This is a genomic window from Agathobaculum sp. Marseille-P7918 (assembly GCF_964248325.1).
Lineage (GTDB): Bacteria > Bacillota > Clostridia > Oscillospirales > Butyricicoccaceae > Agathobaculum.
This window is the reverse complement of record NZ_CAXTXI010000012.1, coordinates 90,233-114,012: the sequence shown is the minus strand read 5'-3', so window position 1 is coordinate 114,012 and position 23,780 is coordinate 90,233. Positions and strand designations below refer to the sequence as shown.

Annotated in this window: 25 protein-coding genes and 2 pseudogenes; 2 read left to right on the top strand and 25 right to left on the bottom strand. The window is 49.5% G+C overall.

Features of this window, described 5'->3' with window-relative positions; translation table 11 throughout:
- Nucleotides 1–185: 185 nt before the first annotated feature.
- Nucleotides 186–1,802, bottom strand: a complete 1,617-nt coding sequence (locus tag ACESSO_RS14460; protein WP_002596236.1) for a recombinase family protein — start codon at nucleotides 1,800–1,802, stop codon at nucleotides 186–188.
- A 225-nt stretch (nucleotides 1,803–2,027) separates the two neighbouring features.
- Here ACESSO_RS14460 and ACESSO_RS14455 point away from each other — a divergent pair, with 225 nt between their 5' ends.
- Nucleotides 2,028–2,228 carry a hypothetical protein gene (locus ACESSO_RS14455; protein WP_002596235.1) on the top strand — a complete coding sequence of 67 codons (201 nt, stop codon included), beginning with the start codon at nucleotides 2,028–2,030 and terminating at the stop codon, nucleotides 2,226–2,228.
- Between the two features lie 64 nt (nucleotides 2,229–2,292).
- Here the strand turns inward: ACESSO_RS14455 and ACESSO_RS14450 are convergent, their stop codons facing one another.
- The 12 genes and pseudogenes from ACESSO_RS14450 to ACESSO_RS14395 form a co-directional block, all read right to left on the bottom strand.
- A complete protein-coding gene (locus ACESSO_RS14450; protein WP_002596234.1) occupies nucleotides 2,293–2,487 on the bottom strand; it encodes a transposon-encoded TnpW family protein in 195 nt (64 codons plus the stop codon).
- Between the two features lie 14 nt (nucleotides 2,488–2,501).
- Complete coding sequence (locus tag ACESSO_RS14445; protein WP_002596233.1) at nucleotides 2,502–3,344, bottom strand: ATP-binding protein; 843 nt, start codon at nucleotides 3,342–3,344, stop codon at nucleotides 2,502–2,504.
- Nucleotides 3,341–4,135 carry a replication initiator protein A gene (locus tag ACESSO_RS14440; protein WP_006356266.1) on the bottom strand — a complete coding sequence of 265 codons (795 nt, stop codon included), beginning with the start codon at nucleotides 4,133–4,135 and terminating at the stop codon, nucleotides 3,341–3,343. The genes ACESSO_RS14445 and ACESSO_RS14440 overlap by 4 nt, the downstream gene beginning before the upstream one ends.
- 72 nt (nucleotides 4,136–4,207) lie before the next feature.
- Entirely contained in the window at nucleotides 4,208–4,594 is a 387-nt protein-coding gene (locus ACESSO_RS14435; RefSeq protein WP_002596231.1) for a cysteine-rich VLP domain-containing protein, read from the bottom strand.
- A complete protein-coding gene (locus ACESSO_RS14430; protein WP_002596230.1) occupies nucleotides 4,584–6,209 on the bottom strand; it encodes a relaxase/mobilization nuclease domain-containing protein in 1,626 nt (541 codons plus the stop codon). Before ACESSO_RS14430 ends, ACESSO_RS14435 begins: the two co-directional genes overlap by 11 nt.
- Entirely contained in the window at nucleotides 6,181–6,579 is a 399-nt protein-coding gene (locus ACESSO_RS14425) for a plasmid mobilization relaxosome protein MobC (protein WP_002596229.1), read from the bottom strand. Before ACESSO_RS14425 ends, ACESSO_RS14430 begins: the two co-directional genes overlap by 29 nt.
- 497 nt (nucleotides 6,580–7,076) lie before the next feature.
- The gene (locus ACESSO_RS14420; protein WP_002586615.1) at nucleotides 7,077–7,289 is read right to left on the bottom strand and encodes a helix-turn-helix domain-containing protein; all 213 of its coding nucleotides are present in this window, start codon (nucleotides 7,287–7,289) and stop codon (nucleotides 7,077–7,079) included.
- Nucleotides 7,282–7,704 (bottom strand): sigma-70 family RNA polymerase sigma factor, encoded by a 423-nt coding sequence (locus ACESSO_RS14415; protein ID WP_002586616.1) that lies wholly within the window; start codon nucleotides 7,702–7,704, stop codon nucleotides 7,282–7,284. The genes ACESSO_RS14420 and ACESSO_RS14415 overlap by 8 nt, the downstream gene beginning before the upstream one ends.
- A gap of 171 nt (nucleotides 7,705–7,875) precedes the next feature.
- Entirely contained in the window at nucleotides 7,876–8,643 is a 768-nt protein-coding gene (locus ACESSO_RS14410) for a class I SAM-dependent methyltransferase (RefSeq protein WP_002586626.1), read from the bottom strand.
- Nucleotides 8,644–8,693: 50 nt separating this feature from the next.
- Nucleotides 8,694–10,613, bottom strand: coding sequence for a tetracycline resistance ribosomal protection protein Tet(W) (gene tet(W) / locus ACESSO_RS14405; protein ID WP_002586627.1), 1,920 nt, complete (start codon nucleotides 10,611–10,613; stop codon nucleotides 8,694–8,696).
- 652 nt (nucleotides 10,614–11,265) lie between these two features.
- Nucleotides 11,266–11,394, bottom strand: a pseudogene (locus ACESSO_RS14400) (Maff2 family mobile element protein); the annotation flags it as partial.
- Between the two features lie 85 nt (nucleotides 11,395–11,479).
- A pseudogene (locus tag ACESSO_RS14395) lies at nucleotides 11,480–12,367 on the bottom strand (VirD4-like conjugal transfer protein, CD1115 family); the annotation flags it as partial.
- 189 nt (nucleotides 12,368–12,556) lie between these two features.
- Between ACESSO_RS14395 and ACESSO_RS14390 the strand changes: the two are divergent.
- Nucleotides 12,557–14,635 (top strand): hypothetical protein, encoded by a 2,079-nt coding sequence (locus ACESSO_RS14390; protein WP_373166219.1) that lies wholly within the window; start codon nucleotides 12,557–12,559, stop codon nucleotides 14,633–14,635.
- 494 nt (nucleotides 14,636–15,129) lie between these two features.
- On the opposite strand, the gene ACESSO_RS14385 is transcribed toward ACESSO_RS14390, so the two are convergent.
- From ACESSO_RS14385 to ACESSO_RS14330, 12 genes are all read right to left on the bottom strand, one after another.
- Complete coding sequence (locus ACESSO_RS14385) at nucleotides 15,130–15,330, bottom strand: transposon-encoded TnpW family protein (protein WP_373166218.1); 201 nt, start codon at nucleotides 15,328–15,330, stop codon at nucleotides 15,130–15,132.
- A 43-nt stretch (nucleotides 15,331–15,373) separates the two neighbouring features.
- On the bottom strand, nucleotides 15,374–16,237 hold the full coding sequence (locus tag ACESSO_RS14380) for an ATP-binding protein (protein ID WP_373166216.1): 864 nt from the start codon (nucleotides 16,235–16,237) through the stop codon (nucleotides 15,374–15,376).
- Entirely contained in the window at nucleotides 16,234–16,962 is a 729-nt protein-coding gene (locus tag ACESSO_RS14375) for a phage replisome organizer N-terminal domain-containing protein (RefSeq protein ID WP_373166214.1), read from the bottom strand. The genes ACESSO_RS14380 and ACESSO_RS14375 overlap by 4 nt, the downstream gene beginning before the upstream one ends.
- 113 nt (nucleotides 16,963–17,075) lie before the next feature.
- Nucleotides 17,076–17,474 carry a cysteine-rich VLP domain-containing protein gene (locus tag ACESSO_RS14370; protein ID WP_373166212.1) on the bottom strand — a complete coding sequence of 133 codons (399 nt, stop codon included), beginning with the start codon at nucleotides 17,472–17,474 and terminating at the stop codon, nucleotides 17,076–17,078.
- 34 nt (nucleotides 17,475–17,508) lie between these two features.
- Nucleotides 17,509–18,978, bottom strand: coding sequence for a MobQ family relaxase (mobQ, locus tag ACESSO_RS14365; protein ID WP_373166210.1), 1,470 nt, complete (start codon nucleotides 18,976–18,978; stop codon nucleotides 17,509–17,511).
- Between the two features lie 156 nt (nucleotides 18,979–19,134).
- Entirely contained in the window at nucleotides 19,135–19,416 is a 282-nt protein-coding gene (locus ACESSO_RS14360; protein WP_373166208.1) for a DUF3847 domain-containing protein, read from the bottom strand.
- Nucleotides 19,395–19,877: a sigma-70 family RNA polymerase sigma factor gene (locus ACESSO_RS14355; protein ID WP_373166207.1), complete on the bottom strand. Its 483-nt coding sequence runs from the start codon at nucleotides 19,875–19,877 to the stop codon at nucleotides 19,395–19,397. Before ACESSO_RS14355 ends, ACESSO_RS14360 begins: the two co-directional genes overlap by 22 nt.
- Before the next feature lie 10 nt (nucleotides 19,878–19,887).
- Nucleotides 19,888–20,340, bottom strand: a complete 453-nt coding sequence (locus ACESSO_RS14350) for an RNA polymerase subunit sigma-24 (protein ID WP_373166206.1) — start codon at nucleotides 20,338–20,340, stop codon at nucleotides 19,888–19,890.
- A 103-nt stretch (nucleotides 20,341–20,443) separates the two neighbouring features.
- Complete coding sequence (locus ACESSO_RS14345) at nucleotides 20,444–20,857, bottom strand: RNA polymerase sigma factor (RefSeq protein WP_373166205.1); 414 nt, start codon at nucleotides 20,855–20,857, stop codon at nucleotides 20,444–20,446.
- A 424-nt stretch (nucleotides 20,858–21,281) separates the two neighbouring features.
- The gene (locus ACESSO_RS14340; RefSeq protein WP_373166204.1) at nucleotides 21,282–21,605 is read right to left on the bottom strand and encodes a FlxA-like family protein; all 324 of its coding nucleotides are present in this window, start codon (nucleotides 21,603–21,605) and stop codon (nucleotides 21,282–21,284) included.
- A 44-nt stretch (nucleotides 21,606–21,649) separates the two neighbouring features.
- Nucleotides 21,650–22,957 (bottom strand): ATP-binding protein, encoded by a 1,308-nt coding sequence (locus tag ACESSO_RS14335; protein ID WP_373166203.1) that lies wholly within the window; start codon nucleotides 22,955–22,957, stop codon nucleotides 21,650–21,652.
- 1 nt (nucleotide 22,958) lies between these two features.
- The gene (locus tag ACESSO_RS14330) at nucleotides 22,959–23,672 is read right to left on the bottom strand and encodes a LytTR family DNA-binding domain-containing protein (RefSeq protein WP_118427523.1); all 714 of its coding nucleotides are present in this window, start codon (nucleotides 23,670–23,672) and stop codon (nucleotides 22,959–22,961) included.
- Between the last annotated feature and the right edge of the window lie 108 nt (nucleotides 23,673–23,780).

Sequence of the window (23,780 nt, the reverse complement as noted above, 5' to 3'; positions counted from 1 at the left end):
CTTGACGGTATCGCCGGTTCCGTCTGGATTGTGCTTTTCCTTTCCTCTTTTGATTACCTCTAATTAGCCATGACCTGCTTAATGCCCTGGCTTTTTGCTTATGTGTGATAAAGAAGCAATAGAAGTGCAAAAAATTTTGCCGTTCCTATCCGACACTTGGCCATTGTGTCGGATAGGTCGGGCGGTTATTCGGGCAAGTCAATCTTGCCGACAAAGCTGTAATAAATCTCAATGTCCTGCCTGCGGGTGCCGTTCTCATCATAGCTGCACTCATGCACCACAATTTTCTCGATCATTTCCCGCAAGAGAGTGGGGGTCAGTTCTTCAAAGGCAAGGTGCTTGCGGACAATGCCCATAAATTTCTCGGCGTTGACGGTAGCTGCCTGTGACTTGTCCAGTTCGGCTTGCAGGGCGGCGGCTCTCTTTTTCAGCTCCGCTTGCTCGGCTTCGTAGTCAGCCGACAGTTCCATGAAACGCTCATCGCTGATTTTGCCGTTTACATTGTCCTCATACAGCCGCTTGATAATGCGGCTGATTTCAGAAATGCGTTCCTGCGCCTGTTCAAGCTGCTTGATGGCTGCGGCGGTCTTTCGCTTGCCGCCGATCTCGTTCTGCTGGACAAGTAGTTTCACAAACCGGCTCTCATGCTTGGCTGCGTATTCGGTCACTTGCCGGAGATTTGCCAGGACACCAGCGGTCAACAGATCGGTGCGGATAAAGTGCGCCGTACAGTTGCGGGTGCGCTTCTTGTAGCTGCCGCAGATGTAGCAGTCCTGTTTGCGGTCTTTGTTCTGATACCGCTGCTGATACAGCACATGGCCGCAGTCGGCGCAGAACAAAATCCCGGAGAACAGCCCCACTTCATCGTAGCGGTTCGGGCGTTTGCGCTGTTTGCGTAACTCCTGCACCCGTTCCCATGTTTCCTTGTCGATGATCGGCTCATGGTGGTTCTCGAAAATGGCCTGCTTCTCGACGGGGTTCTCTATGCTGTGCTTGACCTTATAAGAAGGCTTTTCCGTTTTGAAGTTCACCAGACATCCGGTGTACTCTCGGTTTTCGAGGATATGAACGACGGTGTTGGTCGCCCATTTGCACTCATAGCCTGGGTGATAACGGCGGGTGCTGCCTGTCCGCTGATATTCCAGCGTCCCCGGCGTGGGGATTTGCTGCTCCGTCAGCATACGGGCAATCTTGGTCGGGCCGTTCCCGGCAAGGCAAAGCTGGTAAATCTGCTGCACCACCGGGGCGGCTTCCTCGTCTATAATAAAATTCTCGTCCTCGTCCATCACATAGCCGTAAACCGGCTTGCTGGTAACAGGCTTGCCGCTCATGCCTTTTGACTTTTTCACTGCCTTGATTTTCTTGCTCGTATCTCTCACCAGCCATTCATTGAACAGATTTCGCAGCGGGGTAAAATCGTTGTCCATGCCCTCGCTGGCACTGTCCACATTATCGTTGACAGCGATAAAACGCACACCCTTTTGAGGGAACAGCATTTCCGTGTAAAACCCTACCTGCAAGTAGTTTCGCCCTAACCGGCTCATGTCCTTGACGATGACCGTACCCACTTTCCCGGCTTCAATGTCCGCAAGCATGGCTTGAAATCCGGGCCGCTGGAAGTTCGCGCCGGAAAAACCGTCGTCGGTGTACCAGCGCAGATTGGTAAAGCCGTTCTGTTTTGCGTAGGTTTCGAGTATCCTTTTTTGGTTCGATATGGAATTACTCTCGCCTTGCAATTCATCCTCGTGGGACAATCTCGGATAAAGGGCGGTAATGAGGTTTTGGGTGGCTTGTCTTAACATAAAATCCTCCGTTTCCGACAGCCAGCCCCACTATTCCGTGGTTTCATTGTACCACGGAACGGCGGGGGCTGTACAGCGGCAAAAGCGTTAAATTTGCTTCTTTACAGCTTTTCAATTTTCCGATTTTTATGGTATGGGTTGTCGTCCCATATTTGCAGTAGAAAAGTTCATAACTCCGTGGTATACTCTGATTTAACAAAAAAATCAGAAGTTAAAGGAGAAAACATGAAGTATACAATAGATGAATTAACCGCGGCCAAAAGGCAAATTGATTCAACTCTGCACAAGCTAAGAGAAACAGTAAAAACATTTGAATCAAAGGATAATTCCGAGCGTTATAAATCACAAATCACATTGGCAAAGAGAAGAATAAAAGCCTTTGAAATTGCAAATTATTTTATAGAGAATGAGATTAAGAATTGCTAAAGCACTTCCGATTTTCGTTCCAGCGGTCATGCTCCCTGGCATGGCCGCTTTTCCATGCCCCGGTTCACGCCGGATAAGTCGGCTCCTGTGTAGCAGCGGCTTCCGCTTCCAGTACCCGCGCCATTTTGTCGGCGGCTGTGGTTGTGGTGTCTTTCTTGAAATAGCCGGACACGACAAGGACGGAATTGCCCATGCGGATTTCCGTCACACAGTCAGGGCGGCGGGTGGTGCGGGTGTCGTGCTGCTTGTTATCTGCCATAGGCAATACTCCTTTCAGTCGGTAATCAGTTTCTTCATGCTCTCCATTTTCCGCTTGGCGGTTTCCTGCCGGAAGTTGTCGCCGGTAAAGCGTACCGGGACGCACATGGAAAGCAGGCGGTCATAAATCCGGGAATGGGCGGTGTCCTCCGGGTTGTGCAGGTCGTCCAGCGTAAGGTTGGTCGTGACGATCAGCGGCTTGCCGCTGCGGTAACGGCTGTCAATCACATTGAACACCTGTTCCAGCCCGTATTCCGTCCCGCGTTCCATGCCGAAGTCGTCAAGGATCAGCAGCGGATAACGACAAAGGCGGGAAATGTACTCGTTGCGCCCCTCAAAGCTGGCGGCAAGGTCATTGAGGATAAGAGCAAAGTTCGTCATGCGGACGGGGATTTCTTTCTCCATGAGGGCGTTTGCGATACAGCCTGCAAGGTAGCTTTTGCCGGTGCCTACGCCGCCCCAGAACAGGCAGCCGATATTGTCTGTCCGCATATCTTCCCAATGCTCCACATACCGGCGGGCAAGCCCGGTCTGCGGGTTCCTGCCGTTGTCGTTCTCGAAAGTCCAGTCCCGCATGGTGGGGTCGGTAAAGCCCCGGCGTTTCAGTTCTTCCACGGTGTCAAGGTGTCTGCGCCGCTTTTCGGCGGCTTCCCGTTCCTCGCGGGCGGTTCTCTGGCAGTCGCACTCTGCCGGGTGGCGGTCGCGCCCGAAGATAGCGGCCTTATCCGGCGCAAAATAGGCTTCTTTCGGCTTGCGGCACTTGCCGCAGTACAGTAAACCGTCCTCGCCGGTGTAGTCCTCCGGCTCCGGGATGGTGGTCGTCATATTCTCCAAAACCGCGTTGATTTCATTCTTCATAAACTCTCGCCCTCCTTGCATGAGTAGTCTGGTATGCCCTTTTTAGGGGCTTCCTTTTTGTCGTTCCCCGCCCATATCCGCAGGGCGGCGGCATAGTTCTGGTAGCTTTTCCCGTTGGCGGCAAGGTAGCGGCTCATTTCCTCGATGAACCGTTCCAGCCTGTCAGGGTACTCTGCCTGCAACTCGTCGTATTCGGTCTGTGACAGAAAAATATTTCCATATCGGCCATAGGGCGCGGACGGCCCCCCACTCACTCCCTTTGTTTGGCTCTCTGTAAGGTTGTTTATAGTAGTTTGGTTAGGGGACGGTTTTCCGACCATCATAAGGTCGGTTTTCTGACCATCAGTAGGACGGTTTTCCGGCTCTATGAGGGGCGGACTTCCGGCCATCAGTTGGTCTGAAAACTGTACCTGTGGCACTGGCGGTACTTTGACATAAAGCCGGTTCGGTGCGGAGAAGCCGCCCCGTTCCCGTTCCAACAGCCCCGCCGTGTCCAGTTCATTAAGCGCCCCCTTGATGGTGGTGCTGCCTTTATCCAGTATTTCTGCTATCTCCGCGATGGGATAGATAATATAAATCCTGCCCTCGTCGTCCAGCCACTTGTTTTTCTGGGAGAGGGTGGAACGGTCTAACAGCAGCGAATACAGCAGCTTGGCGGTCTGTGAAATCTCCATTTTCAGCAGGAAACGGGGATACGGCAGATAGGCGGGCAGCCGCGTGTCTGCCCTGATATAATCAGCGATAGGATCACCTCCCTGTGTTCGGGTTGATTTTGGCGTATTGTCACGCATTAAAACGCCGTTTCCGGGGGAAAAGGATAAATGTATCGCGTACCCTTTGACACCCACGAAAAAAGCCTTGATTTATGCGGGTTTGAAAGGCTCTAAAGCGTGACATCTCTGCCTTTGTTTCCGCTTTCTCTCGGCGGCTTTGATTTTCTTCATGCGCCCGGCGCAGTCGGGGCAGTATTTTCCCCGGTTGGATTTGGGGACAAAGGCCGCCCCGCAGACGGCACACCGTTTCCGGCTTCCCCGGCACAAGAGGGCTGCGGCCAGCTCCCCGTCAAGGGGCAGGACAGCCACACGGAACCAGTGGCACATGAGGGAAAAGGAAATGCTCTGGACGCACACGCAAGGCTCCCCGTCGTCCAATAGCAGGCAGTTCCCCTCATCGTAGTTACAGCACTCATGTACCAGCCGCCGCGCCCGCCGGTGCTGGCGGTAGTCCATGTGGGGCAGGTTATCGCTCATGGCTCTGCTCCTTTCTGCGGTGCGGCTCGTCCCGGCGCAAAATCTGGTCGATGTTCCGCTTGACGGTCTGCAACTCCTTGAACCGCTGTTTCTGTTCGTGATAGGTGTTATACAGGCCGTCTTTCTCGGAGATAAGCTGCTCGATCTCGGCCTGCAACGCTTTCCGGGCGGGCAGCTTGGTAATGCCATGCGCCTTGAAATACCGGGCTGCTGCGTCGGCTATGATAAAATCGCTCTCATGGGCCTGCCGGTATGCGGCGCGGGCTTTCTCGGATTTCTGTGCCCGCAGCCCGTCGCGGGCGGCCTTGGTCTGGGCGTAGGCCAACACCTGCCGCTGCAACTTCTTTTTCCCTTGCAGCTTCGTTTCCAGTGCTTTCAGTTCGCCGCTGGTCTGGCGCATTTTCTGATAGGCGGTGTCAACGGCGGCTTCTAACTGCTCCGGGGAAGTAAAGCCGTATTGCTGGTAGACGGACAGCGTTTTGGCGGCCTGCTTCAGATTGTGTATCTTCGCCCAGCGTTCATAGCCCCGGCCTTTGCCCTCGGCCATTTTCTGCTCAATGTCCACAAGCCGCTGCACTCCGTCCTGTTTCGGGGCGGCTATCTCGGCTCTGGCAACCTGCAAGCGGTCTTTTATGGTGCGTGGGGGATCGGGGGATCTGGCTGGCGCTTCGGCTGCTCTGGCGGCGTTTTGCTCTAAAACGGCAAAGACAGCGGCGCGGTCAAAATCGTCGCCCAGCTTCCGGGCGGTAATTGGCTTTGTCCTGTCCGGCGTGAGGTAGGAAAGCCGCCCCCGGCTCTCCTTGACGGTCACACCCTCCTGCAGCAACAGAGAGGAAAACTCGTCAAAGCTGGCGGCGGTGGCAAGGGCTTTCCGTAGGGTCTGCCGCAGCTTCTCCTTGTTCGTTTCAAACTTGGTCTGCCGGGGCGTGATACTATCGGCAATCATGGGGGCGTTCTGCTTGTCCAGCGCGGCCTGTCCCTTTTTCTGCGCCCAATACTCCCGGTCGGTGACGCGGTTCTTGCTGCCGTTCAAGAGGTCGATTTGATAAAGCCCCTCCCGGTGGCACATCTCCATGACTTCGGATTTGAAGTAGCGCAGGGCAGCGTCGGTACATCGGTGCTTGCAGCCGACTTTCGTATCGGCCGGCCTGTCCATGTAGGGCAGGAACGGCACTTCCTCAATCCGCAGGCTGTTTATGACGATATGCACATGAATGTTGCCGCTGTGGTTATGCCCGTCCGGGTGGGTGCAGACAAGGGCCTGGTGGCCGGGAAAATGCTCTTTACAGAATTGTTCCCCCAACGCCTGCGCCCGGTCTACGGTCAGGCCGTTGTCCGGCCCGTCCCGCGGGTCAAAGCTGATGATGTAGTGGTGGCTTTTCACATCTTCCCGCCGCTGGTTTTTCTGATAGCGGAGATTGGCCCGCATACACGCAACGGCAAAATCCTCCCCGTCGCAGTTCAGCGTGGACAGCCGGTAGTCCTCGCGGGGGATAAGCCTGCCGGTTTCATCAAGGACGGGCTTCATGGTAAACTCGTCATGCTCAAAGAGAAGATATTGCTCGGCGGCTCCGTAGTCGGCGTTTTTAGAGTTGATATGCTTGAGTGTTGCCAACCGCGTCACCTACTTTCTTGAGGACTTCATACTTGAGGACGGCAAGGTCGGATATGGCGGCGCGTACCTCGCCGGAAAGGGTGTTGTAGGGTACGCCGTATTCGTTCAGATACCGGGCAATCTGATTGAGGTTGCCGCCGATCCTGCCGTACTCGGCTGTCAGCTTCCCGACAGCGGAAAGCAACTCGTCATTGACCGACGACACATGGACAACCGGGCGTATGGTCGCCCGCCGTATCGCCTGCCGGAGAAATTCGGACTGGCTGATACCATAGGGCGCAAGCCGCGCTGTGAAGTCGGCATACTCATCTTCGGACAGCCGGGTTTTCACAACGCGGCTGCGGTGGGGCGTGTTGTATTTCTTTCGCATGGTGTGACCTCCTTTCTCGCCCGTAAGGGCGCATGAGCAGGGTTTGGGGAAGGCACTCCCCAACAAGTTTCCCGCGAGGGGCAAAACTGCAGAATTGCGGATTTTGGCACCGTGGTAGAAACTTGCTCTCCGTGACTGCAAACTTTCTCTCACTTCCGTCCGCCACTTTTTTGGAAAACTGCAACCACAAAAGTTTGTTTCTCTTTTTCTGCTACTACTAATCCTGTAAAGGGCATTCCTGCCCGCTTTCGCTAAAATGACACCGGACGCAGTGGTTTCTACCCGGTGTTGGAGAAATCCTTTCTCTTTGCCCTCTACTACGGGTAAATGCTCCAAATGCCAAACACCAGGGCAGAAAAATTCCCTCCTCGCTTACTACTACAACCGGCAGGGGGCAAAATGGCCGGGAGCGGAGCCGGACAACAAAAAAAGCAGTAAATCTTTTTCAAGACTTACTGCTTTCGCTGGCCGCGTCGGTGGCGGCTGGTATTCAGTTTTTATGACTTGTCCGGTGGTTCGTCAAGCCGGAACTTGAATTGACAGTCAATTAACCGCTGCTTTACATAGTCCTCCACCTCGGCGTTGACCTGCCCGTTCACTTTTGAGAAATAGCGGATATATCCGGCGTAGTGGAGCAGGACAGCGTTCACGGCTTCTGGGTCGCCCTCACGGGCTTTGAGGATTGTTTCATAGGGGAGAAGTCTACTCATACCGGCTCACCCCCATTTCTTCGCGTAGCCGCTGCAAGGCAAGCTGGATATGCCGCCCCGCTGTGCTGCGTGACCGGCCAATACACGCGCCGATCACGCGCTGCGGCTGGCGCAGAAAGTAATAGCGCAGGATTTCTTCCCGCGTCTGCTCCGGCAAAACAGAGATCGCGTCGGCAAGGGCGGCGTTGCAGAGCAGGACGGTCTGACCGCAGACGGTAAATGGGTATTCCTCGTCCGGCTCCGACGCGGCAAACTGGACAAACTTCTCGTTCATCAGATAGTCAAGGGAAACTTGCCGTTCCCATTGCCGTTTAAGCTTCAAAATCTTGTCCAAGGCGGCACAGCGGATAACAGTCTTGCAAAAGGCGTTGTACCTGCGCTGGATATATTCTTGATAGGCTATCTGGTCGGTCATGGAAATTCCCCTTTCTGAATAATAGTGCGGGGCGGTGGCACTTCTTGCTGTCGCCCCTTGATTGCCTACCAGCAAAGGCGGGCGGGGCTGTCAACGGCTGCGCATATGCGCCGTTCATCTTGACCGTTGACTGGCTCGGCTGGGTTTGCTATTTACCCGACAAACTTGAATTTATTTTAAGCTATCACGTTTTACCTTCTTAAGCCTTACTATCATTACCATAGGAATTTCTTTGTTGGTTTTAAAACATTCTTCATAAAATCCATCAATGACAAATCCAGCTCTAAAACAAAGGTTAAAAATATCTTGTATGGAACGATGATAATAAATCTGCTCTTTCGGTTGCCCTTCAATCGCTATATCATAGTAACTGTGCGGTGTCATATATTTTTCAGTCAACGTGACAAAACAAGGGTGTTGCGTTGCAAAGACAAAAATTCCGCTTTCCTGCAACAGTTCATAAACAGCCATAAGAAGTGGTTCAATATCCGTAATATCCATAATTGCCATATTAGAAACTGCTTTCGTAAAGGCTCGATTTCTTTTTAATTCTAATATACTTTTTCTATCGGTCGCATCCGCCACACAAAATTCAATTTGTTTTGCATATTGTGATTGCCGTCTTTTAGCCAATTCTATCATTTTTTTGCTGTAATCAAAAGCGACAACCGAAGCGCCTCTTTGTGCAAGATACGAAGAATAATTTCCATTGCCACACGCAATATCCAAAATGTAATCCGCAGGATTAGGAGATAGAAGTTCCGTTACTTTGGGACGCACTACCTCTCTGTGAAATTCATTAGATTCGTCACCCATTGCATTATCCCAAAATTGTGCGTTCTCCTCCCAGATTTTTTTACTTTCCTCTGTTCCCATGTTCTCTCCCACTCCCCAAATTTGCTTTTTTGCTTCCATTAAATCTTCCTTACTATATTCCATTGTTACCCTCCATAACTTCTGATTGTTGCCGTCTTGACGATTATGTATCTTTACATTACCTTCTGAAACATATGGCGCACCTTGTCCAGGCGGCTGTTTGGACGGCGGGGCTGGATGACCGGCTGACCGACAGCGGCCTGATATCCTTTCAGCTCTGTAAGGCATACGCTCCGCCCGTTGGTGTAAAAGGCCAGATCAGTACGGTATGCCTGTATACAGCGGGCGGGAATCTCGCCAGTAAAGACAACTTCATCCTTTTTTACCTGGGCCGTTTCGATGGTGGCACAGTATTTCGGTGCATCATGATAAGCCCTGGAAAGGTATTCCTGGGGCGCATAGAGGATGAAGGAGAGATAAGGTTCCAGCAGCTGCGTCCCCGATTCCTTCAATGCCTGTTCCAATACAATCGGGGCCAATGAGCGGAAGTCCGCCGGCGTGCTGACCGGACTGTAATAAAGCCCGTATTCAAAGCAAATCTTACAGTCCGTTACGTTCCAGCCGAACAAGCCCTGCTCCAGCCCGTAACGGATACCATCCCTGACAGCGTTTTGAAAACTCTGGTTCAAGTATCCCAGCGAAACCCGGCTCTCGTATTGTACACCGGAGCCAAGCGAGAGTGGTGTAACAGACAGTCCTATGGATGCCCAAAACGGGTTGGGCGGCACCTCGATATGGATGGTGTGGCTGGCTGCTTTGAGCGGCCGCTCCATATAAATGACGGAGGGTTCCTTTACCACTGTTTCAAGCTTGTATTTTTCCGACAGCAAAGCGGAAACAACCTCCAACTGCACCCGGCCCAAAAAAGAAAGAATGATCTCATGGGTGATGGAATCCACTTCGCAACGCAAAAGCGGGTCAGTATCCGCAAGTTGCGTAAGAGCGTCCAGCAGCCGTTCTCTTTGCGCTGCCGTTTTCGGCGCAATCGTCGTCCGCAGCATGGGGAGGGGGTCCTCGCGCCACCTTTTACGAGGGAGCCGGGTTTGGTCCCCTAATACATCGTTTAACCTCACGCTGTCGCTGGGAAGGATAACAATTTCACCCTGATAAGCGGTGTCTGTCCGAACAATTTCCCCTTTGGATGGAATACGCATCTCTGTGATTTTCAGCTTTTCTCTCCCGGCCAGGGCCACCGTATCCCGCAGGCGCAGCGTTCCGCTGTATAACCGTAGATAGACACGCCGCTGGCCGCAATCGGTGTACTCAACCTTGAAAACGCTGCCGCATAGGGCGGCGCCCCCCTGTTCCCCAATCGGTTGGAACAGCCCTGTCACCGCATCCATCAACGGTTGAATGCCAAGGCCATTTTTGGCGCTGCCATGATAGACTGGGAACAGGGAGGCGTCTTGAACCCGCTGCTGTTCCTCCCGCGCAAGTTTTTCCCGGCTGATTGGTTCTCCTGCGATATACTTTTCCAATAATTCATCGTTATTTTCGATGACCGCATCCCATGCTTCTATGTCGGTATTTTCCTCCAGGACTATTTCCGGGGACAGCGACACCGTCTGCTTGATGATAATATCGGCGGAGAGCTTATCCCGAACAGACTGAACCACGCTCTGCAAATCAACGCCAGCCTGGTCGATCTTGTTGATAAAGATAACGGTGGGAATGTTCATTTTCCGCAGGGCATGGAACAGAATACGGGTCTGGGCCTGCACGCCATCTTTAGCGGAGATCACCAAGATGGCCCCATCTAAAACAGCCAAAGAGCGGTACACCTCCGCCAAAAAATCCATGTGGCCGGGCGTATCCACAATGTTAACTTTACATCTGTGCCACTGGAAGGAAGTGACTGCCGCTTGAATGGTAATCCCACGCTGCCGCTCCAAAAACATGGTGTCCGTCCTCGTTGTCCCTTTTTCGACGCTCCCCGGTTCTGAAATGGCTCCGCTGGCATATAGCAGGCTCTCCGTCAAGGTCGTCTTTCCAGCGTCTACATGGGCAAGAATTCCAATATTGATTATTTTCATGTGATTGTCCTCCCTTTACAGCCCCAAAGGGCATAAAAATCCCCAGCAGTAAAATACTTTTACCACTGGGGATTATAAGTTGCGGACATACACATATACAGCATACACCTGTTTGTGATTGCTGTTTTTGGGGATATGTCAAAATTGATAAGGCAAAAGTATTCTTAAATTGGGTACAAAAAACTAAGCCCCTACAAAAGGAGCTATCATAATCCTTTGTTCCCACTATTTGATTATAGTTTTATTTAAGAATACCTTGCCGCATATTTTTTACTCCTTTTCTGGATTAAATCATTGTATCACATCAGTTTTAGGAAAGCAAGTACCTAAAAGAAATTTTTCTTCCCCTTATATGTAACAATCATACCGGCTTCCTAGCGTTCAGAATGTTTTCTGCTGTCTGCTGTGGTGTTTGGTTGGAATTGTCCAACCAAAAGCCGATCCGTGGTGTTGTCTGCATTTTACTAAATACAAATTCAATGTATACAGAAAGATATAAGGAGTGGGAGGGATTCCGCCGTAGTTGGCATTGTAGGAAAATCCAAAAGTTTAGATTTTCCCACAATGCTTATCTTTTGGTCTTTGGTTCGGAATAGTGTAGTGCTGGCGGTCTATCTCTTGTTTTCGGTTGCTTGCTTCCTTACCGTACATGAGCATTTGCCGCGGGGTTGTCGGACCCGTAACCTTCCAGCAGATTGATGACGCCCCACACCGCCAGACCAGCGCCCAGCGCCATGACCAGAATCTTGAGAATGTCGATAGCAGAGTTGAAAAATTCCATATACGTTCCTCCATTTTGTTTGTTGGTTTTGGATACAAAAAAAGCCGCCCACATTGGCGGCGCTTCGGGCCATCATGGCCCGAAGTTACACAAACTCGTCGCTGTCCAGATCGTCGAAATTCAACAGGTCAGCTTCTTCGTCTGTGTCGGAGCCGTCCACCTCGTACACCGTATATTCGTCCTCCGGCTTAAGTCTCAATGGCCGGTGTCGGAACAGGCTTTCCAAGTGGAAGGCGTTTTTCTTTTTGTCAAACTCGGCTGTGTACTTGTAGTTTGGGTGCTTTTTCAAATCGTATTTGGGAGAAAAGAAGGGCGGAAGCCCTCGAAGCTGCAAGATACACTTATCTCCCGGCATGGTGGTGATCTCGCTGGTGGTCATCAGCTCCCGGCCAAGCCGCTGCATATTCTGGCTGTAACTCTCGGACTGTCCCCGGCTGCGTCCCTCGGTCTGCATGGAGATTGTCGCCTTGCCCAGCCAGTTTTCCGAAATATCCTTTAGGGTGGAAGCCTCCCGGCCTCCGAGGAACACGATACTGTCCATGTTTCCCATGATGGTTTCGGAATGGTCCTTGTACAGCGCCTTGCATTGGCTCATGGCCTGATAAAAGAGCGTCAGGCTGATCTCCCGGGAACGGATAACGGCAACGATTTTTTCCAGCCCCGGCACCTGCCCCGTGTTGGCCGCCTCGTCCCACAGCACCCGTACATGATGGGGCAGGCGTCCGCCGTAGGTGTTGTCGGCCCGTTCACACAGAAGGTTGAACATCTGCGAGAAAGCGAGGGCCACAAGAAAGTTATAGGTGGTGTCCGTATCGCTGATAAGGAAAAACAGCGCCGATTTTTCATCCCCCAGCCGGTCAAGCTCCAGCTCGTCATAGGACATAATCTCCCGAAGCTGGGGAATGTCAAAGGGAGCGAGGCGGGCCCCGCAGCTAATCAGTATGCTCTTAGCTGTCTTGCCCGAAACGAGTTGTCAAGGACTTTTTAATCCTATAATTTTTTATAATTTAGTTGTTAGATATAAATAATATTGTCAGTACCAGATTTCAAATATTCACATTTCTTGACAAGATGTGGTATAATAATTTAAATTCTGTTATAATAATAACAAAAATGCCATAGCTGTTCATATAATAAGATAGATAATATGAGGTAAATCAAAATGGATAATCAACTTGTGTTATTTTCCCTATCTCAAAAAATCGAGGCTGCATTTAAATCACTAATAAAGAGTGGTCGCCCTGATATTGTGGATGATCAAAATAATAATCTCATACCGCAGTTGTATGTGGATATGTATGAAAATGATTTTATTTTGAGACAGGTTTTAGACGACAATCATGTTTTACTTAAAGGGAGAAAAGGCACTGGTAAGTCAACTATATTTTTACGTGCTGAACAGGAAATATCCAAAGACAAACATAAAATATCCGTATATATTAATCTTCAATCATGCTATGAAGAGATTAAAACGGCAAATTCGGATAGAGAAAACAATTCACTCACACAATATCGTACATTTTACAACTTTTTTGTTGAAATAGTTAAGAGTATAACTGAAAAACTATCTCCCAAAATAGGTGTGCAGGAATGTGATCAAATTATAGCTGATATTGAGCACGGGAAATACATAGACGCTGATTTTCAAAGAAGTATAGAAGTAACTAATTCAACCAATCAAGAATACACCGCCTCATTGAACGGGAGCCTAACATTAAGTTCTTTGAATGCCTCAACAGCTTTAGATCATAAGACTCAACTTGGAGAATCTACCACTCAATGTCTACACGAGTTAAGAATTTTCTCAATTCATGAAATAATTAATAGAATTCAAAATCTATTATCCAAAAATAAAATATATAAAGTATACCTGTTTTTAGATGATTTCAGTGAATTAAATGAAAATAATCAGAAACTAGTTGTGGATTCGCTAATTGCCCCCATCATCTCTTCTTATAATCAAATATTTAAAGTGAAAATAGCTGGGTATCCATCTCGCACTTATTTGGGCAATATTGATTCTTCAAAATTACCGACGCATTGCTTGGATTTTTATGATGTATACGAAAAAAGTTCTTCTACTTATACACAGGTAGAAGAACTTGCCATTAACTACATAGAAAGAACACTTCAAAAAAGGATTGAAGTTTATACAAATTCACAGATACAAATCAGTGAATTATTTGACTTATCAAAAGCCACATTAAAGGACTATTTAAAAACCTTATTCTATAGTTCTGCTGGAATTCCACGTTCATTAGGTTATATTTTAACATATTGTTTTTTGAGTTCTATTAACCAAGGAAGAACGATTACTTTATCTAATATAGACAATGCAGCCGAAAAATACTATCTTGATAATATTTTGCCTGATTTTTTTAATGATGTTAGATTTAAGCAATCATTTTACGATGATAAGAATTTACTAAATCAAATAACTCAAAAAAATCTTCTGAACAAAATCGTACAAAAAATGCAGGATATAAAGAGAGATGTTATTGATGAATACTCTTCGCAAAGACTTAAAAAGCAGCTATTCATCGAAACTCTACAGGAAAATAAAAAAACCACAGGTTACTGGTTCCCGACTTCTCATTTTTTTATTCGGAAGGAAATGGAGCCGCTTTTAAAAACACTTGAGCTATATTTTATTGTAAATAAATTTCATGAAGGAAGCAGCCGGGAGCCTGGGAAAAAAATATCAATATATGGGTTAAACTATGGACTGTGCTATGAAAAACGCATTGACTATGGCAAACCGGCATCTAGACGCGCATACGACTACTGGCGACAAGATGAATTTGATCTATCTAGCTTTATCCCATCTGCAATAAGTGATGTGGAGGTACGGTGCTGCTCAAACTGCCAAAAGGAATATTCTGATATTGAATATTCAATCTATGAAAAATATCACATTTGCTTTCAATGCGGAAAAAAAGATACCGTAGTTACTATAAATAAGTTTGTAGAAAAACTACAAGATAATATAAAAGTATGGAAAGAAAAGAGCCTACCAAATCTTTATATTGATATTTTGCGCACGCTTTATAATCATTTAGGAGAAGAGCTATCAGCTTTTGAAATCGGCCAACAAGTTGATAAGCATCATTTAGCAATTACCCGTTCTATGGATAAACTTGTCTCCATGGAATATGTTACATATCACAAAACAGATAAACGCTACTATAGTATTACTGATACTGCTGTGCAAAAATTTTTCGCGGGTAATGTTGAAATATAATAAGTTGACCTTCTAAAAAGTCTAACTCAAATAATACTAAATAGCTGATATGTTACAAATGGGACTTGCGAGCCAAATACGAAAAATGGTGCATTAAACAAGTTGAAGGAATCTCCATATATGTGGTTCTCTGCAACTTTTTATTTGAACTAGGCCTTGTTTGAAAATAATCAACACGCCCAATCGGAGGGACGTCTAGCCTCCATAATTCCTCACCGCTAGTCATATTGTTATTTTTCAAATAAGGCCTAATTTTTTAAAATCTTTCTTGTAATAATTCCTTTTTTTAACTTTTTAGCACAATTTTTGTAAAGCGAGAAATAAATCGCAATTTTGTCCAGCAAAAAGCTTCCCTGAGTATGCTAAATACCCGTTTGCCGGCTGCATACAAGTTAGGTGCTCGCCGGTACAATAAACGCCCTTCTATGGCTTTCCCAAGCTTCCTAGTTTTACCGAATTGCCTGACTTCATATTTCTCAACGGAAAAACTACTTTCAAGTGTTTCTTAACATTCTTACCTCATTTTTCAGCATACGCTTGATTTTATCGCTCATGGTTTCGGTGCTGGTCTGGCTGAAATGGACGCGCACCTTGTAGGTAGTCCTTCCGATTTTCTTTACCAGCGCGGGGGCGTCCTCCGGCGCTCTGGCCGAGGTGGTGTCTACGGGCTGCATGGTACGGGGTTCTTCGCTCATGGCGCTCCTTTCTCCGGGCGGGGCTGCGCCGTCCGGCAAAAAATCAGTCGCTCTTACGGTTCACAATGTCCTTCGCCGCCTGCCTGGTAGCCCCGGCGTTTTCCTCCCGGAAATTTTTCCCGTCAAAGAGGATCGGGGCGCACCGTTCCAGGATACGGTCATAGATACGGGCGTGGGCCAGGTCAGGCGGGTTCTTGAGTTCAGACAGTTTCAGGTTGGTGGTGATAATCATGGGCCTGCGGCTGCGGTAACGGCTGTCAATGACGAAAAACATCTGCTCCATCGCATACTCGGTACTGCGCTCCACACCCAAATCGTCAATGATAAGCAGATCATACTCGTCAAAGCTGGCGATAAACTCCGCCCTATCCTCAGAGAACATCCCCGTCAGACGGTTCAGGATGGTGGGAAAGTTCGTCATCAGCACCGGCACATCCCGGTCAAGCAGGGCGTTGGCGATACATCCGGCAAAGAAGGACTTGCCGGTTCCCACATCCCCGAATAGCAGCAGTCCGGTGTTGTTCTTGTAAGCCTCCTTCCAGTTCTCCACATAGGCGCGGGCCTTGTCCATTATGGGATTTTGGCCGTTGTCGTTGGCAAAGGTATAGTCGTACAGATAGCGGTCTTGCAGGCCCTGGGCTTTCCGGCGCTTGATCCGCTCCATGCGGCGCTGCCGTTCCTCGGCGGCCTTGCGCCGTTCTTCGGCCTCCCGCTGGCACTGGCAGATACAGCGGGGCATAAAGCAGCCGGGTTTCCCAAAGCATGGTACAACGGTCTGCCTCTGGCCGCCGCACTTCTTACAGTGAATGAGGCCGTCTGCCGGGTCTATGTACTCGTCCTCAGCAAGCTCCATACCGGCGGCTGCCTTGTCAATCAGCGCCCGGATTTCTGCGGTAATCTCAATCATACGGTTTCATCCTCCTTTACGCTGTAATCCCGGTTGCGAGAGGGCGGAGCCGCTTTTCGCGCATCCTCGCTGGCCCAGCGCCGGATGGTGGCGGCGTGGCTCTGATACCGCTTGCCGGTAGAAGCCATGTACTCGGACAGCTTTTCGATATACTGGCCCCATACGGTGGGAAAGCTGGCCTGCAAATCTGCCAGTTCCTCGTCCGTCAGGAAAACATTCTGGTAACGGCCATAGGCGCGGGCGGGTTGTCCCTTCTCTATCTCTCTCTTTATCTCTTTCTCTAACTCTATCTCTATCTCTGGTGGACAAATGTCGGACAAATGTCCGCTGTTTGTCCGGGGCGCGGAAATAGCCTTGTTTTGGAGCCTCGCCGCCCGCTTTCGCTCGGCCTCGGTAGAGGACTGGCCGATCAGCAGTTCGATATTGCTCATGTAGAAGGTACCGCTGTCCAGCACTTCCACAAGGCCCAGCTTCAGGAAGATTTGCAAAGCCCTCTCCACAGTTCCGATCTGTTGGCGGGTGATGGTGGCGATCATCTGCGCCGTGTAGGGGATATTCTCGTCCAGCTGGAGCCGTCCACCATGTTTCAGCGATTTCAGGTACAGTTTAAGTAGGATGTTGGAGTACAACACACCGTCCTGCATACTTTCCAGCAGTACGATGGAGTCATCGTCAAAGTAGTTCTCTTTGAGTTTCAGGTAGTAATATTTTCGATTGTCTGACATGGGTTCCTCCTTGGGGTTCGTATTGGGGCTTAGTCCCCATTTAGAGGGCCGTTTTGGGGGCCAGAGGATAAATCTATCAGGCCCCCGCCGACACCCTCGAAAAAAGCCTTGATTTACAAGGACTTTTCAGGCCCTAAAGCGTGACACTTGGCCCGCTGTTTGCGCTTGCGCTGGGCGGCCTTGATGCGCTTCATGTGTCCGGCACATTCCGGGCAGTATTTGGCCCGGTTGGAGCCTGGGCGGAACAATGCCCCGCAGACGGTACACCGCTTGGCGTCCAGGCGGTGGAACAAGGCTGTTTCCAACGCCCTGTCCAGCGGCAGCACTGCCGCCCGAAACCAGCGGCACAACAGAGAGTAAGAAATGGACTGAACGCAGACGCATTCCTCGCCGTCATCCAGCGCGATACAGTTACCGCCGTTATAGTTGCAGCACTCATGTACCAGCCGCCGCACCTTGCGATATTGGCGATAGTCCATAATGATGACAGGGGCAGTATTGCGTTTCTTCATGTTGCCGCTTCCCAAACCGGCCAATGGGTCATGGTCATAACTCGTGTTCCTCCTTCTTGTGGTGCTGGCCCTGTCTGGCTAACTGATTGGCCGCCTTGCGGAGCTGTTCGGCGGCCTTCAATTCGTCCCGCATGGCTTTCATCTGCAAAGTGTTTGCCTCTTTTTCAGCGGTCAGTTGGACGATCTCCCGTCCCCATGCCTTGGGTGTAAGGGCCTCGCCGCTGTCTTTGAGTTCCTTCAGATACCGGGCCGCTGCTTCATAGAGAGCCAGTTCCCGGCTGTGGCGCTGCTCGAACAGTTCCCGTTTTGCTGTTTTCACCTTGTCAAGCTGCTTGCGGATGGGCTTGTACCTGTTGTACTGCGCCCACATTTCCCCGCGCTCGGTGAGGGCGGCAATCCGGCGCTCGGCGCTGACAATCTTACCGCGCAGGTCATAGTAATGGGCATTCATATCCACCATCTTTTCATGGAGCTGCTGCATGGACTGGATACCATTCGACTGTAAAAAGTTGAACAGGGCGGCATTTTCCTGTAAGGCTTTGATTTTGCCTTTCCGAGTGTTGGCCTGTTTTAGCTGCTGCTGTGCCTCCCACAGTTCAGCCATAATGCCTTTCTTGGCGGGCTTTTCGGATTCCGCTTTTGACCAGTTGTAAAGCCGGGTAATGCGAGCCTTGATTTCTTTGAGCAGCTTGTTGTCGGCGGCAATCTGGCGGTTGAGATTACCTTTTTCAGTTGCAATTCCTCGGCGCTCCATGCGGGTGGCAGCTACGCCCATGTGGACGGTAGGAATTTTATCAAGGCCCTGCCGTTTGTAGCTGCGGTGGTCGATACGCTCCGGCCTTCCGGCTGCCTCTAATGCCCGGTTGGTGTAGTCCGCCCACGCCGCCCGCCAGACTTCAGCTTTTTCTTTGTCATTCCAGTCGGTGGTGTCCTCTCGGTGATTCTTCCAGCCCCCTTTACCGTTTGGGATACGCTGGCCGCGCTCGTCCAGATCGTAGACCTTGCGGCACTTTGCGCCCCACTCGCCATTTTCTTTCAGCGGGCGGATGGTCAGCAGAATATGGGCATGGGGATTCCCGTCCCCTTTGTCATGGAGTGCGAAGTCTGCACACATACCGGTGGCAACAAAGTTGTCCTTCACATAGGCCCGGACAAGGGCAAGCTGCTGCTCCCGTGTCAGTTCACGGGGAAGGGCCACTTCCACCTCGCGGGCAAGCTGGCTGTCCCTTGCTTTCTCGATCTGCTCCACGCTGTTCCAGAGGGTGGAGCGATCTGCAAATTCCGGCGGGGCGTGGACGGGCAGCATGATTTCCGCATGGACAACGCCGCCTTTGCGGGTGTAGTCATGGGTCAGGCCGTCCCACTCATTTGTCAGTTTGGTGCCGCTGCGGTAGGCGGCTGCGGCAACGGCGGATTTGCCCTTGCTGCGCTGGATGATTTTGATGGGGATATGGCAGATAGCGATAACACGCACCTCCTTTCCGTGAGGGGATTTAGGCTCCATGGAACCGAACAGACGCAAAGCGGGTGTTTGGTTCTGCGGAGCGCACAAGGGGTTTGGGGAGTGTAGCTCCCCATCGCGGACGAAGTACGCAACAGCTCCCGGCAGGGCGCACAGCACCGGCAACGGTGCATAAGTGCGCCCTTGTAACCAAGGGACTTACGGCTCGTCCCCGGATTTCGGCAGTTTTGCGGCCAGTTCCGCCGCCCCCGGAAGGTGGGAAAGAGCGACAAGGAATGCCTTGACTTTCTCACCGGACAGGTCGGGAGCCAGGGAAAATACGCCCTCCACAATGGCCCCGCGCTCGATCAGACGGCGGGTTCTGGCCCGGCGTTCGGCGTCACGCTGCTTGTTAAGTAGGGTTTTCTGGCGGTTTTCCAACTGGCGCAGCTCTTTTTGTACTTTTTCCTTCTCGGCGTTCATCTGTTCCACTGTTCCCATTCTCTGGACACCCTCCATTTCTTCTTTTCAAAATACTTGCGGATGTTCTTTAGCCCCGCCCTGATGGAAGTGCTGACACAGCTGGGGATTACTCCTTCAATGGCGGCGATCTCAATTACTTTCATCCCCAGCAGATACCTCGCACGGATGCGGCGGGCCTGTGTCTCCGACAAATGATTGATTGCCTCCGCCAATCTCGTTAAGGTAAGTCGATACTCCTGCTCCGCCTCCTTCTTCATCAGAAGTTCTTCCGGAGAGGGCTGCGCCCAGCCGATGGCCGCTTTTTCAATCCCGTCATCGCAGTCCAGGGAATACTGCGCTTTATAGCGGTACATCTTGCGCTCACGGGTCGCCTCGGCTCGCTTGTCCAGCAGGAATGTTTCAACGATCTCATCGGACACCTCCACAAAGATGTCCTCTGTGCAGAACGGATAATATTGTTTCAGATTGATGGTCTGCATAGGCGAACCCTCACTCAGATTGCGGGAGCGTTCCATAGTAGCGCCGCATATTGTTCAAGCCCCGATGGATGGCAACCGTGACCTTACTGCTGTGTACGCCCTCCCTGCGGGAGATCTCGGTCTGTGTGATGCCGGAAATATAGTAGGCGTACACACGGCGGGCCTGCGTCGGAGTGGCGTGGGAAAGGGCCTCCGGCAAGGCAGCCAACAGTCGAAGATAGGAGGCGTGTTCTTCCTGCTCCAACAGAATGTCCTCCGGCGATCTGGCGTGTTCCAGCGCATAGTTCTCCATCCAGCTATAAGCGTCCAGAGAGTACCAGGCGCGGTGGTTGATTTTCCGGTGCTCGTAGTTGGTCATCTCCCGCTGAGCCTGCCGCATGGCCTCCCATACCTCGTCTCTGACCTCTACGAACTCGTCGTGCCGGTAGTGGGGATAAACCCACCGCAGATTGATTGTTTTCATAGGCTTACCTCCTGAAAATGTGAGAGGCGGGCAGCTTGTCCGCTGTCCGCCTCCCGCTGGGATAAGGGAAACAATCCCTTTCACTTGGTAGCCTCAAAAGGGGTCAATCGTTAGGGTGGTTTGCGAAAAAATTCAAGAACTTTTTCCGAACCGCGAGAATGCTCTCGTAGACGGATACTTTGGAGCAGCCACACATTGCCCCGATCTCCGCGAGGGTCAGTCCGTCCAGCGCATAGAGCAGGAACCGGCGGCGCTGAGCCTCGGTGCAGGTGTTCAGGACGGCCATCAGCTCGTCCAGCGTTTCCATGCGGCAAAGGTATTCTTCCGGCGTTTCGCCGTAGATGCCCACGCCTTCGGTGGCAACTATGTATTCGTCAAACTCCCGGCCATCCCAATGCCGCCGCTGCTCGTGCAGCAGGTTTTCCGTCTTATGGTCGGCCCGGTCAAGAAATTCATAGACTTCCAGCGTGACCTCCACGGTCACAGCTTGTCCGTTGTAATGGATGGTGACTTCCATCTGCCTTTCCTCCGTTCAGATTTTTGTGAGAAAATCTGAACGGGACGGCGGGGAACGGCACCGGGTCTGACACAGAAAAACGCCCGGACAGCAGAAAGCTATTCGGGCGCAAGAAATATGATATTCAACTACATTATGACAATTTTCGCACGGACTGTCGGACGAGGGTTGTTCAGTTGACAGGCTTTTTTTGATGGCGAATCAAACATCTGAATTTGTCGGCTGTTAAGTAAACACATAGCGGCTCCTTCCGTGAGCCGCCAATCGTAGCATTACTTCTTGAAAGACAAAACAAACGGCGGCTTTGAAATGGTACTTTCAAAACCGCCGTTCATTTTGTAATGATCTGATCAAAGCGCAACAAACTTCGGCCACCGAACCAACGTTTTTTTTATATACCGTCTCGTTGGCAGCCTGGCACTCTCTATGCATAGACATCTATGTATTTTCCGGCATCTATTGCCTTGGAGGAAGATTCCTGCGCTTTTTGTATATCACTGGACTCCGTTTTTTGTGCTTTCTCATTCTCCTGTTTTCTGAGCTGCTGAATTTGCTTTTCAATTTCTTTAATTTGTTTTTCCAGCTTTTCTTTTTGCTCTTCATCTTTACGCTGAGCGGCTTTCTGTTTTTCAGTTTCCAGCTTCTGTAGTTTCTGCTCCAAGGACTGGATTTTAGAATCGACACCAGCACCTTGCTGTGGCGCTGAATTACCAGATGGAGAATTGGGGTAAACCGAAGAAATATTCATAAAATCACCTCCCAGTTTGAGCATAACGATTCTTGATGTAGGAATCAATAGCTTTGTCTTGAACTGTTATCTGCTGGTAATGAAATGTTCAGTAATACATTCAGAGAAAATTTCTTGTCATGTGTTTCTATTAACATTGCACCGTGATATTTTTCTGCCACTGATTTGATATTAGAAAGTCCGATCCCAATTTGAGGCAAACTCTTTTCAGAACATGTATTGCAAAATTCCAGCAGATAAAAATCTCCCTGCTGTTTCCCGGTAATGCTGATGGAGCTTGTTCCTTCAATGGACTGGCAGGCTTTTAACGCGTTGTCTAAAGCATTCGCAAATATAATACACAAATCCAAATCATCAATCTCACATACTTTCGGAAGAAGCAGGGACACCTCTGCTTTAATTCCGCTTGCTTTCGCCAATTCCAGTTTTTCACTTAACAAAATATCCACTACAGGATTTCCTGTCTGGTATGGGAACGATAGAGAGGTTGAAATGCTTTCGAGCCTTTTTAAATAGTCCCGACTTTCCGCGATCTGCCCGTTGCGTAACAACCCATCCAGCAGCAACAAATGGTTCTTAATATCATGGCGAAATGCTTTCGTCTGCTCATAACGCATCTGAGCTTCCGAGATGTATACCTTTTGCGCCTGGGTTGCTTGCGTCAGGGAAGCCAACGCAGACTGCGCTTGAAATCCAGAACAGATCCGCCGGTATGCATACAAAGTACAAAGCAGTGCTGCCAACCCCAGTCCTTGTATGAATAATAGCCCAAGATGTTTTCCTGCCTCAGTCAGAGAAAGTGTAGAAGATACCTGGCTGTATGACATGTGGAGAAGGTATACCTCTGCCAGAAAGAAAAACAGCCCTGGAAGCAGTAAGAGACCAATGTATGTTGTTTGGTCGTTTTCTTTCAACGGCAGTAAACTTAACACGACAGCATAACAGCAGATGCAGATCGCAAAAGCAGCTGCTGTTGCAAAAGCAAGGAGCAGATACAACAGAGGCATCCCAACAAAATGTGGAAATATGATACTTTCTATGGAGTTTATCAGCCCAAATGACAACTGGGAGATATAAATTGCAATCGTTGCCGACAGAAAAGATACGGAGCATTTGCTTCTCAATGCAACTTGGCTTATACCAGATAATAAAAGCAACTGCATACCAATTGCTACCGTGTTAATGATTGTGCTCTGGGCAGCAGCAAATCCCAAAATAAAAAGAACACCAGGATATAACACAAAGCACCATATTCTATATTTCTTCCCCAAAAGTCGGCTCATAAAAATAAGCTGTATCGCACTTTGTGCGAGCAGGCAAACGCTCTCAAATAGTACACTAAAATAATCCATATCAACATCCTTTTTCTTTCATATATCGCAGAAGTGCCTCCGTTAATTCGCGTTCCCGTAATCTTGAAACTGGAATACTGCTGCCATCTGATAAAAAAACTTGCCCGGAATGACTGCCTCTGACCTGGTCAAGATTGACTAAGTAACTCCTGTGACATCTGAAAAACCGTCCGTCAACCTGTCGCTCAAAATCATTCAGTTTCTCATAATAGTCAACAATTTTTCCATTCTCCTGATGAATGTACACTTTCCGTCCCTGCACTTCACAATATAAAATCTGAGAGAGCGGAATTACCTCACAAGAAGTTCCTTTTAAGATGACGATCCGCTTTGAGGTATGTTGTTCCAATGTTCTCATGGCTCGATCCATCATTTTTTTGAAATGCAAATCTTCTATCGGTTTGACCAGATAATCGTATGCTTGCACTTCAAAAGCATCAAATACATATTCTTTTAGAACCGTTATAAAAACCACAAGACAGTGTATGTTTCGTTGTCTCAACATTTTAGCCGTTTCCATCCCATCGGGCTGTTCCATCTGAATATCAAGAAATATCACATCAAAGTCACATGAACTTTCCAGCAAGGAACGGCCATTTGAAAAACTACTGATATGGTAAGCTGCATCCTGATTCTCCTGCATGTATGTTGAAATAAATTCGCATATTTTTTGGGTCATGGACGGCTCATCATCACAAACTGCAAATTTTATCATTTATTATCACCACACTTATCTTATTAGAATATCAAATGTAGAGTAAAACAACAATGCTATGGTCATTAAATGCTATAAATTCGCAATGAAATGTTTTCTAAGCCGGAT